The sequence below is a fragment of the Methylocella silvestris BL2 genome (assembly GCF_000021745.1).
In the GTDB taxonomy this organism is placed as follows: Bacteria; Pseudomonadota; Alphaproteobacteria; order Rhizobiales; family Beijerinckiaceae; genus Methylocapsa; species Methylocapsa silvestris.
Map to the genome: position 1 here is coordinate 2,976,543 of NC_011666.1, position 18,800 is coordinate 2,995,342.

Genomic DNA, 18,800 nt, shown 5'->3' on the forward strand with positions numbered 1-18,800 from the left:
CGCGCCCTTATTTGCGGCGGGCGACGACGATATCCTGAAAATTATGGATGGCGCCCGCGACATAGGATTCGATATCGAACCATTGCGTCCAGACGGCGTCGATCCATTTCCGGTTCACGAAGGTAATCCCGTAGTCATAAGCCCGCGACGTCAGATGGCCGGACTGAAGCGTGAAGTGAAACCCGTCTCCCTCCTTGAGGGCCGCGCTCGCCGCCTGAAGCGCATCAGGCGGAATGCCCAAAAGACCCAGGATCGCGGGGTCGGCCGACGCCCGTTCGATCGCCTTCTGTCCGTGGACGGTGAGCATCAGCAACGCGCCGGGCCGCGTGACGCGGTGCAGCTCTGCAAGATAGAATCGGTGGTCGTCCTCATTCATGTGGGTGAAGACGGAAATACTCACCACAGCGTCGAAGCGTTGATCCCCGCAAGGCAACCGCTGGCGCGGCGCTGTGTGCAGCGCCTTGACCCAGGGCAGATTGCCGCGCGCCCATTGGATCATGCGAGGGTCGACGTCGACGCCGACATAGACGCCGCGATAGCCCTTGAAAAGCCGCGCCACGCGTCCGACGCCGACGCCGAAATCGAGCCACGCGCGATAGGCGTGGAGGTCTGTTTCATGAGCCGACGCCAGCGCCCGCATGATGTCGGCGCCGTGCCGTGCAAAATCCTCCGGACGGCTCAATCCGGAGGTCGCCAGCATCAGATCGAGCGGCGGGAACGGCGCTATGGTTTCGCGCGCGGCCTCGCCCAGATGCAGGGCGGCCTCGTTATAGGCGAACCATGGCTCCAACGCGCCTTCAAAGCCGAGTTCGACGGCGTCGGCGGCGCCGTCCTTCAGGGCCGGCGGGTCAATTCCATGATCAGCGTCAGATAATCCATAAGCGCGATACATCGCCAGAACATCCTTCGCCATGTCGGCTGGCGTATGATCGTAGAACGTCGCGGCGCTGAGACGCGTCGCCAGCGCCGGATCGTCGGCGACTCTGCACAGGACCTCGGTCAGGCTTTCGACGTCGCCGCGCAAAAAATGGAAACCGTTGCGGCTGTCCTCGACAAATTCCGTCATCCCGGCCACATCGGAAATAATGACCGGCGTGTGGGACGCGAGCGCCTGCAGCAGAATGAGCGGACTGTTCTCGTACCAGGTCGAGGGAATGACGAGATAATCGAGATCGCCTAGCGCATTCGCCAGCTCCGCGCGCGGCAGAATCCCGAGGAATGCGACGGCAAGACCCTCGGCCTTTTGCCGCAGCGTCGCGTAATAGGCCGGATCCTGATCGTCCGGTCCCCAGATTTTCAGGGTCAGATTCGTCCGGACGCTCGCGCGCAGGGCGTCGAGAAGGAGATGCGCGCCCTTGTGCGGAAACAACTGGCCGATGAAGCCGAGCTTCAGCCCGTCGCCTTCGAGGCGCAGACGTTTTGGAGCGCGATCGATGTCGACGCCGAAATGGCTAACATGCATCGAAGCCGGAAAGCCATTGTCCTGATAGGCCTGCTTCAGGAAAAGCGTCGGCGCGATCGCTTCGCAATAGACGCCCATCGCCTCGCGCAGGATATCAGGCCGCGCCACAATGTCATTTGGCGTGAATCCGGCAATATGGAATGGCTGATCCTGGCGCTTGCCAAGCCTTGCAAGCTGCTTTGAGACAAACGGACGCAACCGCGGATCGGCGCCGAGCCGCGTCAGCGGCTTCGCCTCCGGCCTTGCGCCGACAAGCTTCAGGAAACAGGCGATGCAATTGGCCCGCGCCGCGTCGGGGCCGGCGCAGAGCTCACCCTGCGCGTCCTCGAGCCTGTTGTTGTAGCAAAAGCCGAAGAAATCCGTGAGCGTGGCGAAGGTCGGAACGCCCATCGCGCGCGCCACCTCGAGCAGCGCGGTCGTGTGGCTGATCAAATGGCAGACATGGATGACGTCCGGCGCGATTTTGCGCAACAGACGCTCATGCGGATGACGCAGCGCCGGCTGTTCATAGGTGTCGCGGACGTCGCGATTGGGAAAAAGATTCTTGTCGATCGAGACGACGCGGACCCCCTCATAGATGCGCTCCTCGACAAGCTCCTTTTGCGCCGGCTCGCCGGCCAGCGTCGCGGTTACGACGACAGGCTCCTCGCCGAGCGCGATCAGCTCCTTCGCGAGCGTGAGCGTATAGGCTTCCGTGCCATAAAAGTGAGTTGGGAAAAAGCAATGGACGTAAAGCGCAATTCTCATCACTTGCCCTTCACGTCGCGGCGTCCGCGAGGCTTTTCAACGTGCGCGCCACCCCGTCCTCGAACGAAACCCGCGCCGACCAGCCGATTTCGCGCCGCGCGCGCGAGGGATCGAGAATTGAGAGGGGCGTATCGAAGGGGCGAGGGGGTCGGCGCTCGACTTTGACCGGTCTGCCAAGCTGCGCTTCGAGACAGGCGATGATATCGTTCAATGAGCGTCCTTCTCCGCTGCCAATGTTCAGCGCTCTCGATGAATTTTGCGCTTGCGCGGCGCGGATCAGCGCATCGACCGCATCGTCGATATAGACGTAATCGCGCACCGTCGAGCCGTCGCCGAACAATATGATCGGCGCTCCTGTCAGCGCCGCCTTGCTAAACTGGGTGACGGCGCCAAAAAGCCGCTCGGGATTTTGGCCCGGCCCAAAAAGATTGCCGATCCTGAGCGAGGCCGGGCGAAGCCCGATCGTGTCCGCGAACAGATCAAGATAAGCTTCGACCGTGCGCTTCGACAGGCCATAGGCCGAGATCGGGTTCAGTGGATGATCTTCGCTCGCCGGCGCCTGGCGCAGCCGGCCGTAGATCGCCCCGCCCGAGGAGGCGAAGATCAAGCGGGGGGCGGCGCCCGGCGCGATGCTTTCAATGATGCGCAGGGAGCCGACGATATTTGCGCGCGCGTCCTCGGCGGGGGAAAGACTCGCTTCCGATGGAACCGTCGACCAGGCCAGATGATAGATGCAATCGACGCCCGACGTGATCTCCCGCAGCGGCGCGGCGGGGTCGGCCAGGTCGATGCGGCGCCAGGCCAGACGCGGATGGGCTGCAAACGGGCTCTGGCCGCGCCCGGCGGCGATCACGCTCGCGCCGGAGGCGAGAAGAGCTGGAACGAGGGCTCGCCCGAGAAAACCGCTGGCGCCGGTAACGAGGGCTTTGCCCGTCATGATCGCGGCGCTCGCCTACAAGGGAAAAAGAACGGCGTCAGGAAGGCCGGGCGCCATTTCGAAATCCTTCGGCGCAATGTCGCGGTAAAGGCTGCAATAGGCGGCCGCCATCGCCCCGACGGAAAAGCGCGCCTTCGCGATCGCCCGGTTGCGGCGCCCGAGCGCTTCGATCCGGTCGCGGTCGTCAAGCAGCGCCGCAATGATCCCAGCCGTTTCGTCGAGCGTGTCGCCAAGCGTTTCATCGCCGCCCAGAATTTCCGGCACGGCGCCGATGCGATAGCCCGCCACTGCAAGCCCGCAGCTCATGGCGAAGGGAACGACCTGCCCAAAGCTTTCCTGACGCACGGGGGCGACAAATATTTTGAATCGCGCCAGGAAGGCCGGCAATTCCTCAAAAGGCACATAGCCGGAAAATTCGAAATGCGGCAGCAGCCCTTCCTCGATGACGCGGCGGCGGAAATGCGCAAATAGCGAGCCGTCGCCAATGATGATCGCGCGCGTCGCCGGGCGTTTCTTGACGACCGCGATAAAGAGTTCGATCGCCTGAGCATTGAGCTTGTCGTTTTCGAGCCGGTAGATCATGCCGATCGTATCAAAGGCGCCCGCAGCCGGGATGGCGGGCCGCGCGAAACGGTCAAGATCTATGCCCGGATAAATTACCTTCGCCGGCGCCTTTGAACCAAACCGGTCGAAGACGCTTTGCGAGACAAACACGTTGCAGGCGACCGGCGAATCGGCAAAGGGCGCGACCGGAGTGTTGACGTTCTGCACGACAGGACACTCGAACTCGGCCGCGACTTCGAAGATCGCCCGGTACCATGGTTCGTCCACGTCGCCCCAATAGTGAATATGGACGAGATCCGGGCGGAACCGGCTGAAGACGGCGCGCACCGCATGCCGCGAAACCGGCTGAGGCGCCAGACGGATGGTCATTCCCTTATGGGCGCCATGCGGCGGCAAGGAGGAGGTTATCGTCTCCATTTCGATGCGATGGCCGAGATAGTCGTAAAGGTCGACGACGAGTTGCGTCGATCCTCCGACCCAGACATTGGCGATCGCGTGCAGCACCTTTGGGCGGCGTGCGAGCCCTATCCTCTGGCGCAGCCGCACCGCGTAAAGCGGCGGATGGAAGAACCCGGACGAGCGCCGCAAATTCCGCCAGAACGCCGCGCGGTCGAGCCGCCGCGTCCAGGCTCCGCTTGCCGGGTCGAGCGCCAGACGGGCGCTGCGAAAACGCGCATCCCCGATCTTTCTCAGCGCGACAGGCCAGCGCCAGAGCAGCGCGACGGTTCTCCAGACCAAAACGCAAAGACCGATCCCGAGACGCGGCGCAAGGCGCAGCAAGGACGCCGCCTGCATCAAGGGCTTCAGCCCGGCCAGGCGGTCCTCGACATCGGCGAGATGATCCTGTGCGATGATCAGCTCGCGCTTCAGCGACAACCGTTCGCGGGCGGCGTTTTCAGCGGCCTCCGCCTCGGCGCCAATGCGCGGACCTCCAGCGAATTCGGCCACCATTCCTCCATGCCGCTGAATTGACCGGCGCGCCGCGGCGTAGCGCGTAAAACTAAATATAACAAAAGTTTAGCGCAGTTTCTGAGGGGCGTGAGATGGGGAGCGCGTCTCTCAGGGCGAAAAGGTCAGATAGCGCTTTTGCGCAGGCGGGGCAACGAACGCGATGACCTCACGCCAGCTGAGGCGTGAGGCTAAACAGGGAAAGGCCCGGATGATAGCAGGGATCGTCGCGCAGGCGATCTGCCCAGCGGTCGAGGACATAGGCGCGCTCGGCGGCATGGGCGCCGAGCCGGCGGAAGGTCGCTTTGCCTCGGCTTGCCGATTCGAAATGGGTGAGGCGCGCGAGGGGCGTCCAGAGCGTTTGGAATCCCATTTCCTCTAGCCGCAGGCAGAGATCAATGTCGTTGAATTCGACCGGCAGATGGATTTCGTCGAAGCCCCCGACGGCTGCGAATTTGGTCCGCTCGACGGCGAGACAGGCGCCGGTGACGGCCGAGATTTCGTGCACGGCGCCATTACGGCCGAGCCAGCCCGGCGCGCTGGCCTCAAGGCCCGCGTCGCAATGGCCGGCGCTTTCGCCCATGCCGAGGACGATTCCCCCGTGCTGGATGCGCCCGTCTGGATAGAGCAAAAGGCAACCGACCGCGCCGATGTCCGAGCGGCTCGCCTGAAACGCCAGCTCGCCGAGCCAGTCGCTTTCAGTGATTTCGACGTCATTATTGAGGAAAACCAGCACCTCGCCGGTCGCGGCCGCCGCCCCGAGATTGCACAGACGGGAGAAGTTGAAAGGGCCAGGAGCGTCGATCCGGCTCACTCTTTTGTCGCGCTCGGCCGCGCGCAGCGCCTCCAGCGCGTCAGGCTCCGTGCTGCCATTGTCAACCAGCACGAGATCGAAGGCAGGGTAGCGGGTTTGCGCCAGCAGGCTTTCGACGCTCCGACGCAGCACTGAAGCGCGGTCGCGGGTCGGCATGACGATGGTTACATGCGGCGCGCGCGGCGCCGGCGGCCGGGGCGAAGCGGGCCGGGTCGGATTCGCGCGCGGCCGGGTTTCGATCAACGGACGCGGTATATGGGCGACCTCGCGACGGGTCAGGCCGCGCAGAAGCTCATTGGCGAAAGCCGCCTCCTCGCAGACGGGTAAAGACGCCAGGCGCGCGCGTGCGAAAGAAAGCCGCGCCAGCAGCAGCCGGCCGACATAGGGCCGCGCCGTTTCGAGATCGGGGCTCCAATCTGGTTTGAAAAGCGGCTCCGGCCCAAGATCTTCGTCGCAATAGGCTGCGACCGCCTGGGCGTCCCGCGCCATCGTTTCGATGAAGCAGGCAAGCGCGTGAGGCGCCAAACGATCGCCGAAGCCGACACATCCGGCAAGATCGCGATCCTCGCCCTGGAGCAAATCGCCGTCGCTGGCGACGATGCGGCCGTCCGCCAGCGCCGCAATCTTCTCTTTGGCGCCCGCGACCCGCAGCGACCAATGCGGAAAAATCTGCGCCCGCAGGCTGCCGATCGTCGCTTCCACGGCTTCCGGCGGCGTATCGGCGTCAAGGCGCGCACGGAGCCTGATCCTTGGCGCAGCCGTCCAGTCGCAGCGCGGTCGGTCCAGTCCGCGCCAATCCGGCGCGGCCGAAAGCCGGTCGCGATAGGCCGGCCACTGCGTCAAGGGCGTGTGCTGCGTCGCCCAGCGGAAATTTAGCTCGGCCTCGGGCCGCCAGCCGAGCGCGAAGGTCGCGAGCGCGCTGAAAAATCGGCCGCGATCTCCCGCCCAGCCGAGGCGAAGCGCTTCCGCGGTGGGGATCGGCTCAATTGCTTCCAGAACGAAGCTGAATCGGCCGGCGCGGGCGACGGGCGAGATCCAGACCGCTGTCGTCCCCGCCGGTGCGATAAGGAGCCCCTCGCCGCGGCCCAGCACGGGACCGGGGAGCAAGCGCCAGCCGATTTCCATGCCGCCGCGCCGGAAGCTGATGATGGGGCGCACAGGACGATCGAAGAAAGAGAGACGGTAGCGGAGCTTGAACCAGCCCGAAGGCGGACTTAACGCCGCCGGCTCGATCGCCAGAAAGGGCCGCCCGCTCAGCGCTTCGAAATGCGGCGCGTCGCCGACGACGTCGCGCGCGGGGACAAGCAAAGGGACGGGCGCAGGGGTTAGTCCGGGCCTCGCCATCGGCGCGGTCAGGCCGAAGCGGCGGGCGCTGGCGCGAGGACGCGTCTTGCCTCGGCATAGACGTCCAGATCCTGCTCGATCAGGGCGCGGGCGGCGCTCATTTCGCGCAGGATGTCCGCAAATCCGGTCACTGTCTTGCTGGGGCCGAGCGCGACGGAAGGGAGCGGCTCCGGCAGATCGAGCACCGCGCCAACAAGGTCAAGAAAAGAGTCGACATCGTCGCGCAGCCCGACAGCGTCGAGTTCGGCCAGAGAATCGAGCGCCGCGGCGGGGGCGGGGTTCGGCGGCGGGTCGAAGGCGTTTGGAGCCGCCAGTTGATAGACGAGCGGATTATAGAGCAGCGTCCGCAATTCGTCGGAGGCGCGCAGGAGCAGGCCCTCAAGCGCCGCGCTGTCGCTGAGATCGACGTGACGGATGTGCCCGGCGCAGGTCTGCAAGGCGGGCATCAAGGCGTTGGCGTTCGCGGCGGCCTCGGGCAGCGACGCCCATTTCAGGATCAGCAGCCGCTCCGACATTTCCTCGAAGGGATCGCGCAGCAGCACGCCGACCTTGAAGCCGCGATCGCGCAGAAGCGGCTCCCACACGCGCCAGAAAATACGCCCCGACGCGAAGATCGAATTGCTGAACGGAATGGCGAAAATCGACCGCGTGGTCTCCTCGGGCAGAAGTTCGAGGGAGCGGTAGGGCATCTGAAAGCGGCCGATCAACATTTCGTCGAGGTTGGAGGAGCGGAACAATTGCGTTTCAAGGCGCAGGAATTTGCTGTCGATGCGATTGTCGTCCGGATGTCGCCGATAGATCAGCACATTGTTTTCGCCGTCCCGGATCTCGAGATGGGCGGCGGCGGCAATGCCGGGGCAGTTCGATTCATCCGCCACAAATCCGCAGACGCCGCTGTTATGAAGGCCCTGCTCCTTCAGCAAGGGACGATAGACGAAAGCGTCGATGGCGATATGATGCTCGGGATCGAGATGAACGATGATCCGCGGCGTCGCCGCCGGATTGTCCGGCATCAGCCAGCCGATGATCCTTTCGCCCATATCGTCGTCGATGCTGAATAACATTGGCTTCCCGGACTGCTCGGCGGCGCGGCGGCCGATAGGGCTCCGCTTCGCCAGATCGCGACGATTTTGGACGTTCATCCATCCAAAATCATGAAACATGATCGATTCCAACTATTTGGAGCATGACGCAGGTCCGCGAAGGTTTGCGGCGTTTTCGGCGTCATGTTCTTGATACCCGCTCTAATCCAGATGCATCCGGTCTCGAACCCCGGCGATCAGCAGCATCATTACGGCCCACAGCCCGAAGGCGCAGACGCCGACGAAGGCGACCGATCGGGCGCGGCGCGGATATTCCGCGATGTCCGGCTTTTGCGGCGGGACGAAGGCCGCGAGATAGACGTGCTGGCGCTCGGCTTCCTCACGCGCTTTCTCATAAGCAGCCAGCGCGACCTCAAGAAGACGCTGCGAGAAGCGGCGCTCCAGTTCCTGCTGTTCGAACAGCGAGATCGTTCTGGCGGCGGTTTTGGCCTCGCCATTCTGGCTGGTCATCGCCTCCGTCTGCGCCAGGATCTGCGCGTCGAGCGCCTTGATTTGCTCCACAAGCACCCTTTGTTGCGGCGCGTCTGATGAGACGATTATCAGATTGGCGTCGCGCTGGCGCTCCAGCGCAAGCTTTTCCTTGACGACGCCGAGCAGCGTCTTCGCCGCGAGATCGATCGTCACCTGCGGATCGACCGTTCCTTCCTGATTGCGCACGTCCCGGAGGCCTGTCAGGGCGGCGGCGTAGCGGACGCCGGCGCGCTCCACCTCCTGCTCGGCCATGGCGAGGGCGTCCTTGCGCGCCCGCTTGGCGACGTCGTCGATCATCCGTTCGGTCGCTTTTTGCAGCGCCTGCGCGATCGCCACCGCGTCGTCCGGGGTGAAGGCAAGGACGCGGACGAGGACGAGTCCGGAGACGCGATCCACATTGATGGAGATCATCGACTGCCAATAGTCCCACAGCCGGTCGTCATTGCCGGATGCGTCAAAGCGCGACAAAAAATCCGCCTGCGGGCGCGAAAACATGGTTCGCAAAGAGATGCTGGCGCCGAGGTCGCGGACCGCATTGCGGCTGCGCAAATAACTCGCCGCCATATAGGGCAGGCGCCCCATGTCGTTTTGCCCCCCCTTGCCGAGGAGCATCGAGACCATATCCTCATCAGGGACAAGATCGCTCGCCGTGCGGATGCTGAAGCGGAATTCGGCCGCATATTTGTCGGCGGCGACCAGCCCATAATAGACGCCGGCGAGCAGAATGGGCAGCAGAACGCAAAAGGCGAATGACAGTTGATGCCATCGCCACGAGCCGAACTGATCGATGGGAACTGAAACGCGGCGTAAATCCTCGCGCAGAACAAAATGCTCGACGGCGGATTCTTCCGCCGTCCCAGCCGGATGCCGGTCGTCTGGTTTGCGTTCGAGGTGCGTCTCGCTCATGCAAGCATCGCTTCGCCGGGAATCGGCTCCGATTCAAGAATTTGAGCGCATTCTTTTCGGTCAGACCGATTCAATCCGACCCGAATATGCTCCACCGCGTCACGCGAAGCAGCGGTCATCTCGCGTGATCGCGGACGCCCGCGACGGTCAGGGAGACGACCGACCAGATTGTCAAAGCGCCAATGAAAATCATCAGGATCGAGAAGCCGCGCCGAGGAAACAAAGAACTTTCTGGCGTCGTCGGGTCCTCGATGGAAACCAGATAGATATGATGGCGGTTGGCGTCTTCGCGCGCATTTTCAAGGAGCTTTTCGGCAACCTCAACCCTTTTTTCGGCGATATTTTTATCAACCTCCAGCCGGTCATAATCGGCGAGGGCGGCCGAAGCTGTCGTCGGATCGCCGCCGCCGGCGGTCATCCTGGCTTCGAGCGCGGCGACATGCGCCGACAGAATGGCGTGGTCGGATTCCAGAATCTTGATTTGAAGCGCGTCAGCGTCGAGCCCGCGGCGCGCGCTCGCCAGCTTCACTTCGACCTCGACCAGATCGCGGCGCAACTCCGCGACGGTTTCGCTTAAGGAGTGGGCGTCGTCGAGCGGGTCGATCGCCATTCGCACATTCCGGAACTGCTCGAGGCGCGCGCGATTCGCGGCGAGCTTGTCCATCGCTGCTTTCACCTCCGCCTCGCCGCGCTCGGTCAGGTCGCGGCGCATGCCATCGAGCAGCTGATTGATGATGATGTCGCAGCGGGCGCGAATGGCGGCTGCGAGACGGACGGAATCCGCGCGCGCGAAGGTTTTCACCCTGACGGTCACGATGCCGGAGGCGATCTCCACTTCCGGAACGACCGCCCGGCGCCAGTATCGCAGGAAATCCTCCCGCGATTGCGCGGGATTGAAGCGCGCGAGAAAGTCGGCGCCGGGGGAGCTGAATATGGCGCGCAGATCGATCTCCGGCGCGAGATCATCGACGACGGCCGGGCTGCGGATATAATCGGCGACAAGAAAAACGTCCTGATTGGCGTTGAGCGAGGCGAGCGTGCCAAGTCCGGACGCCGCCAGCGCGTCGCTGCCCGGCAGCGTTTCGGTCGCGCCGCGAACGGCGAATCTCATCTCAGAGATAAATTGATCCGACGCCAGAAACTGAAAATAGACGAAGCTCGCCGCGACGGGCAGAACCACAAGAATAACAAAGCTGCGCCAGAACAGCGCGCTATCGTACTCCTCGGCGTCTTGCGCCACGACGGCGCGGCCAAATCCCGGCCGCGCGCTGGCGGTTTTCACGGCGACGGCGGCAAAGCGGCGGATTGTCAGCCGAACGCTCGCCGGCACGCCGAAAACGCCCGCTTGAGCGCCCGGCTGCAAATGCGGGCCGGCCTGCCTTTCCGCCGCAACCTCTTGCCTGGTCTCGGCCATTACAGGGACCAATCGCCTCGCGGCCTCGGAGTCAAATGATCAAAGATTTCAGTGGAAAAACTGCATGGAGCGCGACGGTCGAGCAGAATATTTGCAGCGAAACACAAAGTCGACATCTCCGTTAATAAAACGTTACTCAAGCGGTAATCCATTCGCTTCCATCGGACCGTTTACAGTTATTTTTTTTACTCCCTCCTCAATAATGTAGAATAGATAATAAAATCAAAGGGTTGGAACCGCCTAAAAATTGACAGGATTGTACCAATTCTATGGGTTTGGCGTCGCCCTATTCGTTGGAACGCTCCGGCTCGCCACCTATGTATCGCTGCTCAGGCGTGAACTTTGCTCATAGTGCATCAAGATCGATCAACATTTCGCCCGCGCGCGTCCGGCGATTTTTGAGAAACACCCCACTATAGCCGCCAATGCGGCGACGACGTCACAATCTATCGTTTCGATAGAGCAAGAATTTGTCGTTTCTTGGCCCTTGACGCTCGCGGAGTGCGTGGGGCAGAAGAGGATACTATTATGAATTGTATATCATCAATTCGTTTTTGCTCTGCCATTCGAGAGCCCAGTCCACATGGACCCATTCAAGGCCGGTTGCGTTTATGAGAGATAACAAGAGCGACCGACTTACGCAGGCGGCGAAAAATGACGCCGCACCCGTAATCATCGGACGCTCATGCAGATTGCCCGGCGCCAATTCTCCCGACGCGCTTTGGGATCTGCTATCGGCGGGGCGATGCGCCGTCTCGCGCATTCCGTCGGATCGATGGTCGCTGGAGCGGCTTGGCCACCCGCGCGAGAGGGAGCGGGGCCGCAGCTACACCTGGTCGGCCGGGGTCCTCGACGACCCGTGGGGGTTCGACCCGGCGGTTTTCGGCATTTCCCCACGCGAAGCCGAGCAGATGGATCCGCAGCAGAGGCTGCTGCTGGAACTCTGTTTCGAGGCGATCGAGGACGCCGGCATCGCCCCTTCGACGCTCGCCGGCACGCAGACCGGCGTCTTCATCGGGGGATCATCGCTCGATTACGGCAATCTTAGGCTGCACGATCCAGCCGCGGCGGACGCCTATTTCGCCACCGGCAATACGCTGGCCGTGCTGTCCAACCGGATTTCCTATGTTTTCGATCTGCGCGGGCCGAGTTTCACCATCGACACGGCGTGCTCATCGTCGCTCGTCGCCCTCGACGCCGCCGTCGCCGCGATCCGGAGCGGGGCGATCGACACAGCGATCGTCGGCGGCGCCAATATGCTGGTCAGCCCTTTCGGCTTCATCAGCTTTTCGCAAGCCGCCATGCTGTCGCCAACCGGCCTCTGCCGAGCGTTTTCTGCCGACGCCGACGGCTATGTCCGGGCCGAGGGCGGCGTTGTCTTGGTGCTGCGCGCGCAGGATCTCGCCCGCGCCAATGGCGACCGCGTTCATGCCGTGATCGCGGCGTCAGCGGTCAATTCCGACGGCCGCACCAACGGCATCTCGCTCCCCTCGGCGTTAAGCCAGAGCGCTTTGCTGGAGCAGATCTACGGCCAAAGCGACGTCGACCCGGACGATATCGCCTTCGTCGAGGCGCATGGCACGGGCACCCGGGTCGGCGACCCTGTCGAGGCCGAGTCGATCGGCCGCGTACTCGGGCGGCGGCGGCGGAGCCCGCTGCCGATCGGCTCGATCAAGACGAATATCGGCCATATCGAGCCGGCGTCCGGTCTTGCCGGCGCAATGAAAGCGATGTTGGCGCTCGAGCATGACGAATTTCCGCGCTCGCTCCATTGCGGCGAACTCAATCCCGACATCCCCTTCGACGATCTCAATCTCTCCGTCAGCGCCAGACCGGCGGCTCTGGCGAAAACCGGCCGGATTCGCTATGCCGGCGTCAGCTCCTTCGGCTTTGGCGGCACGAACGCGCATGTCGTGCTCGCGGATCCGCCAGCGTGCGCAGCGCGGCGCATGTCGAGCGACTCCGTCAGGCCGCCCCAGTTTCTAATGCTCTCCGCCCAGAGCGAAACCGCCCTTGCCGAGCTCGCCCGGAGCTATTCCGCACGGCTGAAGGGCGCGGACCCCGTGTCGTTCCAGCGCATCGTCGCGGCGACGGGGCGTCGGCGCGAAAGCCATAGCGAACGGCTCGTCATCCCGGTCGAGTCGCCAAGAGCTATGGTCCAGGCGCTCGACAAGGCGGCGCGGCAGGGCTCGGCGGCGCCGACGCTGGCCGTCGCCACCGCGATCGCACGCGACGCGCCGGTCGCTTTCGTCTTTTCCGGCAACGGCAGCCAATGGCCCGGCATGGGCCAGCACGCCTATGAGACAAACGCCGGCTTCCGCGCCCGCTTCGACGCGATCGACGCGCTTTTCCAGCCGCTCGCCGGCTGGTCGCTCGCTTTGATGATGTTTGACCCCGATATCGCGATGAAACTGGGCCGGACCAGCATCGCCCAGCCGCTCGTTTTCGCCATCCAGGCGGCGACGGCGCATTGTCTCCTCGCGCTCGGCCTTCGTCCGGCGATGGCGCTCGGGCACAGCATGGGCGAGGTTGCAGCCGCAGAGGCAGCCGGCGCCCTCGACCTTGAGAGCGCTGTGCGGGTGATCCATTACCGGAGCCTGCGCCAGGAACTCGTGCGCGACGCCGGCGGCCTCGCCGTGGCGTTCGGCTCGCGCGAAACGGTCGAGGCCCTTGTCGCAGGCATCCCGGATCTTGTCATCGCCGCCCATAATTCGCCGCGAAACTTTACCGTCAGCGGCCCGTTGGCCGCGCTCGACGAACTGGCGCGGGAGAGCCGCGCCGCCAGGGCGCGCGTCCGGCGCCTTGACCTCGCCTATCCGTTCCACAGCGAACTCATGCAGCCCGTCGCGGCGCCGCTCCACGCCGATCTCGCCGGGCTGGCGCCAAAGTCAAGCCGCATCCCATTCATTTCGACGGTTGCTCCGGGCGTTCTCTCCGGCCCCGAGCTTGGCGCCGTCTATTGGTGGCGCAATGTGCGCGAGCCGGTCCTGTTCATGGAAGGGATCGAACAGGCCGTCCGCCTCGGGGCCCGCGTCTTCGTCAAGATCGGCCCCGGCGGCACGCTCGTCGCCGACATCAGGGAGACCGCGGAAAACGCCGGCGCGTCGATCGCCGCCTTCCCGGTCCATCACCAAAAGCCGACCGGGGAAGACCCGTTTCGCCGCGCTGTCGCCGAAGCCCTGGCGCATGGCGGGGCGGTCGACAAGACCATTGCGTTCGGCGACGATCCCGGCGTCGTCGACGGATTGCCGGCTTATCCCTGGCAGCGCAAATCCTATCGGGTCGGCGAGACGCCCGAGACGTCGGGATTGCTTAGCGTCTGCCCCTGGCATCCGCTGATCGGCGCGCGTCTATCCGCCGATTCTCTGGAATGGCACGGGCAGATTGATCCGTTGCTGGTCCCGGCCCTGGCCGATCACCGCATCGACGGACAGATCCTGTTGCCGGGCGCGGCCTTTGCCGAGATGGCCCTCGCCGTCGCCGCTGACTGGCTCGGCGCGGCGACCGCTGCGATCGAGAATCTCGAAATCCACCAGCCGATGATTTTCGCGGCAAACGCCACGCGCCAGAGTCTCTGCCGCGTGACGCCAACGACCGGGACGATCGAGATTCTCAGCCGCCCGCGCCTGAGCAACACGCCCTTCGTGCTCCACGCCAAAGCGAAAGCGATTCAGAAGCCGGGACGAACGCCCGGCGCGGCGATGCCGAAAGCGCGGGACAAGACCATTTCCGGCGCCGCGCTTTACGCCGAAGCGTTGCGATCCGGCCTCGAATTCGGTCCGGCTTTCCGGCAGGCCGCGTCGGCCGCCCGCAGCGGCAAGACATCGATCATCGTTAACCTGAAGGTGGCGGCGGCGGATCCGCGTTACGGCCTCGATCCCGCCCGCCTCGATTCCTGCTTTCACGGCCTCATCCTCATCTTTGCGGATCTGACGCGCGCGAGCCATGCGCCGGCCTATCTGCCGGTTCGGTTCGGCGAAATCAGGCTGGAGCGGCCAGGCGCCGCCATCGCCCAGGCGCATATCGAGATCAAACGCTGCGACGCGCGCGCCATCGTCGCCGATTTTACCCTCGTCGACGCCGACGGCGAACTGATCGCCCGGCTGCGCGACGCCCGATATCAGGCTCTGCGCGCGCCGCAGCACGGCAGTCTCGCGGTCCATTCCGTCGTCCAGTCCCTGCCGCTGGCGGAAGAGCCAACCGCGACGCGCCGCGATCCTTCGCTGAGGCCGGACCTTCTGACGCGCGCGGCGAAGCCGGAGACGGCCATGGCGGCGGCAAGATCGCTGCCGGCCGACCTCGTGCTGATCGAAGGCTGGGCGGCCGCCGCCGCCTATCGGCTCGCCTCGACGCTCGCCGCGAGCGGCCGGATCGCTCCCGATGAACTCATCGCCGCCGGGCGCTTCCCCCCCGCGCGTCGCGACTGGCTCGCCAATCTTTTGAAGGCGCTTGCCGACAGCGGCCTCGCCGAGGCGGAGGGGGCGGCCTACAATCTCGCGCAAGATCTCGATCTTCCAGACCCCGATGAAATTCTGCAAACCTTCGCCGCCGATCATCCGAGACAGTCGGCCGAGCTCCTCCTCGCCGCTGGCGCCGGCGCGGCGATGGAGGCGCTTTCGCGTGGCGAGGCGGCGCCCGCCCCGAGCGAGTCGGCGATCGAATCCTTCGAACTCGGTTCGCTCGCCGTCGTCGCCGCCGCCAATCTGCTCGCCGATCTGCTGAAGAGACTATCCGACGACTGGCCACGCGATCGGGCGCTGCGCATCCTGCAGATCGGACACGGACCCTTGTCCTCGCACGCGGTCGAACTGGCTCTTCGCCATGGCGGCCGGCTCACCATCTTCGAGCCCGATCAGGGCCGTCTGCAGCGCGCCCGGCTGGCGTTTGCGCGCGACGTTCGCGTCGTCTTCCTCGACAGCCTTGATTCGGCGCCAGATCGCGGCTTCGATCTTGTCGTCGCCGCCGACGCCCTTCATCGCATCGCCCCGACCAAGGCGATTCTGGCGCGCATCGTCGAGCTAATGGCTTCCGAAGGACTGATCGCGGCGATCGAACCCGAGACCTCGCTTTTCCGCGATCTCGTCTTTGGCCTCGATGACCGCCGGCTGGCCGGGGCGGGCCAGACTGGAAGCGTCCCGACCATTCGCGAATGGTCCGGGCGGACCGCCTCGGCCGGGTTGCGCGCTTATGGCGCCGATCCCATCATGACGACAGCCGGACGGGCGATCCTCGTGTCCGGCCAGAAGCCGAAAGCGACGACAAAGCGGAGCGTTCCGGCGACGGCGCTGATCGTCTCGGACGGAGATCTGCAAACAGGCGAGATCGCGGCGGCGCTCGCCGCGCGCCTGATCGCCGCCGGCGTCGAATGCGCGATCGAACAGGCGGGCGCGCTTGATCGAAGCCAGCCCTTTGAAGCAATTGTTTTTCTCTGCGGCCTGGCGCGGTCCGGCCAAAGCTCGGTCGACCATCTTGCGGCGCGCTGCCTGTCGCTCAAAACATTCGCCGAAAGTCTTGGCCGCCAAGCTGGGATTGGCAAACAAAAAGCGCGGCTCTGGATCGCGACCCATGGCGCGCTCAGCGCGTCCGACGAAGCTTCCCCGGTCGAGGCCGGCTTTTGGGCTTTTGCGCGCAGCTTCGCCAATGAATTCCAGGGGCTTTCCGTCCGTCGCGTCGACATTGCGCCGGGGCTTCCGCCCGCCATCGAAGCGGAGCGTCTTGCCGGCCTCATTGCTTCTGGAACCACTGAAAGCGACATTGTCGTCGATCAGCGTTCGACGCGCGTGGTCAGGCTGCATGCGCAAGACCGTGGCCACGCTCCGGATCACTGGGCGCCTGCCGCAGCCAGCCGGCTCGAAAAGGGCGAAGGCGCCGGGCTCGACCGGATCCGCTGGACGCCGATCGACCGCACGCCTCCCGGGCCGGGCAAGATCGAGATCGCCGTCGCGGCAAGCGGCCTCAACTTCCGCGACGTGATGTGGGGCCTGTCGGTCCTTCCCGACGAACTTCTCGAGGACGGTTTCGCCGGTCCGACTCTCGGCCTCGAATGCGCCGGCCATGTCGCCGCCATCGGGCAAGGCGTCACGGGCTTCAAGCTTGGCGACGCGGTGGTGGCTTTCGCCGGGGGCGCCCTCGCCAGCCATGTCACGGTCGACGCCAATCTGGCGGCGATGGTCCCGGCCGGCCTTTCGCTCGAGGCTGCAACGACGATTCCCGTCGCCTTTCTGACCGCTTATTACGCCCTGATGGGCTGCGCGCGTCTTGCGCCCGGCGAATGGGTGCTGATCCACGGGGGCGCCGGCGCCGTCGGTCTCGCCGCGCTGCAAATCGCGCGCTGGCGCGGCGCGCGGGTCATCGCCAGCGCCGGCTCGGTCGAAAAGCGCGATCTCGTCAGAACCCTCGGCGCCGAACATGTTTTCGACGGGCGCTCCGGAAACTTCGTCGATGAGGTCCGGCGTGTCTCCGGCGCGGGCGTCGCCGTCGTTTTGAACAGCCTCTCCGGCGAGGCGATGGAGCGCAGCATCGGCCTGCTCGAACCGTTCGGCCGGTTCATCGAACTCGGCAAACGCGACTATCTCGCCAACACCCATATCGGGCTGCGTCCGTTCCGCAAAAATCTGTCCTATTTCGGCGTCGATCTCGATCATCTCATCCTGGCGCAGGCCGAAAAGGGCCATCGCCTTTTCGAGGAGGTCATGGGCCTCATCGCCGAGGGCGAATTCTCGGCGCTGCCCTATCGCAGCTTTCCCGCCAGCGAATTCATCGACGCCATGCGGCTGATGCAGCAATCGGGGCATATCGGCAAAATTGTCATCACCCCGCCAAAGGCGGGCGCCATTCGCATTCCGCCACAGAGCCGGTTCGCGGTCGCGCCCGACAAAACCCATCTCATCACAGGCGGCTTTGGCGGCTTTGGTCTTGAAGCCGCGCGCTGGCTTGTCGAACGCGGCGCCCGCCATCTGGCCCTCGTCGGCCGCAGCGGCGCAAACACCCCTGAGGCGCGCCAGACGCTCGCCGATTTCAAGGCGGCTGGCGTCAAGGTTCACGTCGCGGCGCGCGACATCTCCAACGGCTGGGAGGCGAAGGCGCTGGTCCAGACCATCGCCAAGGAGATGGCGCCGCTCGGCGGCGTGATCCATGCCGCGATGGTCCTCGACGACGCCCTGATCGTCAATCTCGAAGCCCAGCAACTCAGAAAAGTGCTGGCGCCAAAAGTCGCCGGCGCGGAGCATCTCGACCGCCTCACCCGCGGCGTGGCTCTCGATTATTTTGTCCTATTCTCCTCGGCGACGACCGTGATCGGCAATCCCGGTCAAGGCGCCTATGTCGCCGCCAACGGCTTCCTCGAAGGGCTCGCGCGGCAAAGGCGCGCCGCCGGGCTGCCGGCGCTCGCCGTCGCCTGGGGCGGCATCGAGGACGTTGGCCTTCTTGCCCGCAATCATTCGCTGAAGGACACGCTGGCGAGCCGCGCCGGGGTCAAGGGGATGAGCGCAAGGCGGGCGCTCGATCTGATGAGCGAGGCGCTCTCGCGCTCAAGCGCGGGCGAGGACGACGCCATGCTCGTCATCGCCGAAATCGACTGGGCGACGGCGCGGACCCACTTGCCGCTGTTGTCGTCGCCGACCTATGCCGAACTCATTCGCGAGGACGAAGCCGCCGAGGCCGACAAGCGCGAAAAGATCGACGTCGCCGCCCTCCTTTTGACGCGCGCGCCGGAAGACGTTCGCAAAACAATCGTCGAGGTGATCGTCGAGGAAATCGCGCATATCCTGCGGCTGCCGCTGGAAACGCTGAACCGCAGCAAGCCGCTGTCCGAGATCGGGCTCGATTCGCTGATGGCGGTTGAGCTTGGCGTCAGCCTCGAAGAGCGGCTTTCGCTCGAAGCGCCGCTGTCGACGTCGGCTGGCGGCTTCAACGTCGGCGAACTCGCCGATCATATTATCGGATCTTGCGTCCATGCGACGAGCGAAGGGTCCGCCATCGCCAAAAATCTCGCCGAGAAACATCTTGGCAAAGCGATCGCCGCAAATATGGCGCCGCTCACCGCCATCGTCGAAGACAAGAGCCGCGATCTGACGCAGATCCTACGGTAA

Annotated in this window: 8 protein-coding genes; 1 reads left to right on the forward strand and 7 read right to left on the reverse strand. The window is 64.5% G+C overall.

Features of this window, described 5'->3' with window-relative positions; all coding sequences use genetic code 11:
* Positions 1-7: 7 nt before the first annotated feature.
* The 7 genes from MSIL_RS20270 to MSIL_RS13855 form a co-directional block, all read right to left on the reverse strand.
* On the reverse strand, positions 8-2,209 hold the full coding sequence (locus tag MSIL_RS20270) for a glycosyltransferase (RefSeq protein WP_012591707.1): 2,202 nt from the start codon (positions 2,207-2,209) through the stop codon (positions 8-10).
* A gap of 10 nt (positions 2,210-2,219) precedes the next feature.
* Positions 2,220-3,146 carry an NAD-dependent epimerase/dehydratase family protein gene (locus MSIL_RS13830; protein ID WP_012591708.1) on the reverse strand — a complete coding sequence of 309 codons (927 nt, stop codon included), beginning with the start codon at positions 3,144-3,146 and terminating at the stop codon, positions 2,220-2,222.
* 15 nt (positions 3,147-3,161) lie between these two features.
* Positions 3,162-4,661 (reverse strand): glycosyltransferase family 4 protein, encoded by a 1,500-nt coding sequence (locus MSIL_RS13835; protein WP_041368054.1) that lies wholly within the window; start codon positions 4,659-4,661, stop codon positions 3,162-3,164.
* Positions 4,662-4,827: 166 nt separating this feature from the next.
* The gene (locus MSIL_RS13840; RefSeq protein WP_049768175.1) at positions 4,828-6,780 is read right to left on the reverse strand and encodes a glycosyltransferase family 2 protein; all 1,953 of its coding nucleotides are present in this window, start codon (positions 6,778-6,780) and stop codon (positions 4,828-4,830) included.
* A 44-nt stretch (positions 6,781-6,824) separates the two neighbouring features.
* The gene (locus MSIL_RS13845; protein ID WP_012591711.1) at positions 6,825-7,880 is read right to left on the reverse strand and encodes a hypothetical protein; all 1,056 of its coding nucleotides are present in this window, start codon (positions 7,878-7,880) and stop codon (positions 6,825-6,827) included.
* Positions 7,881-8,060: 180 nt separating this feature from the next.
* Positions 8,061-9,296 (reverse strand): KpsE/RkpR family capsule polysaccharide export protein, encoded by a 1,236-nt coding sequence (locus tag MSIL_RS13850; protein WP_012591712.1) that lies wholly within the window; start codon positions 9,294-9,296, stop codon positions 8,061-8,063.
* Positions 9,297-9,411: 115 nt separating this feature from the next.
* Entirely contained in the window at positions 9,412-10,710 is a 1,299-nt protein-coding gene (locus tag MSIL_RS13855) for a KpsE/RkpR family capsule polysaccharide export protein (protein WP_012591713.1), read from the reverse strand.
* A gap of 611 nt (positions 10,711-11,321) precedes the next feature.
* Between MSIL_RS13855 and MSIL_RS13860 the strand changes: the two genes are divergently transcribed.
* Positions 11,322-18,800 carry a type I polyketide synthase gene (locus tag MSIL_RS13860; protein WP_012591714.1) on the forward strand — a complete coding sequence of 2,493 codons (7,479 nt, stop codon included), beginning with the start codon at positions 11,322-11,324 and terminating at the stop codon, positions 18,798-18,800.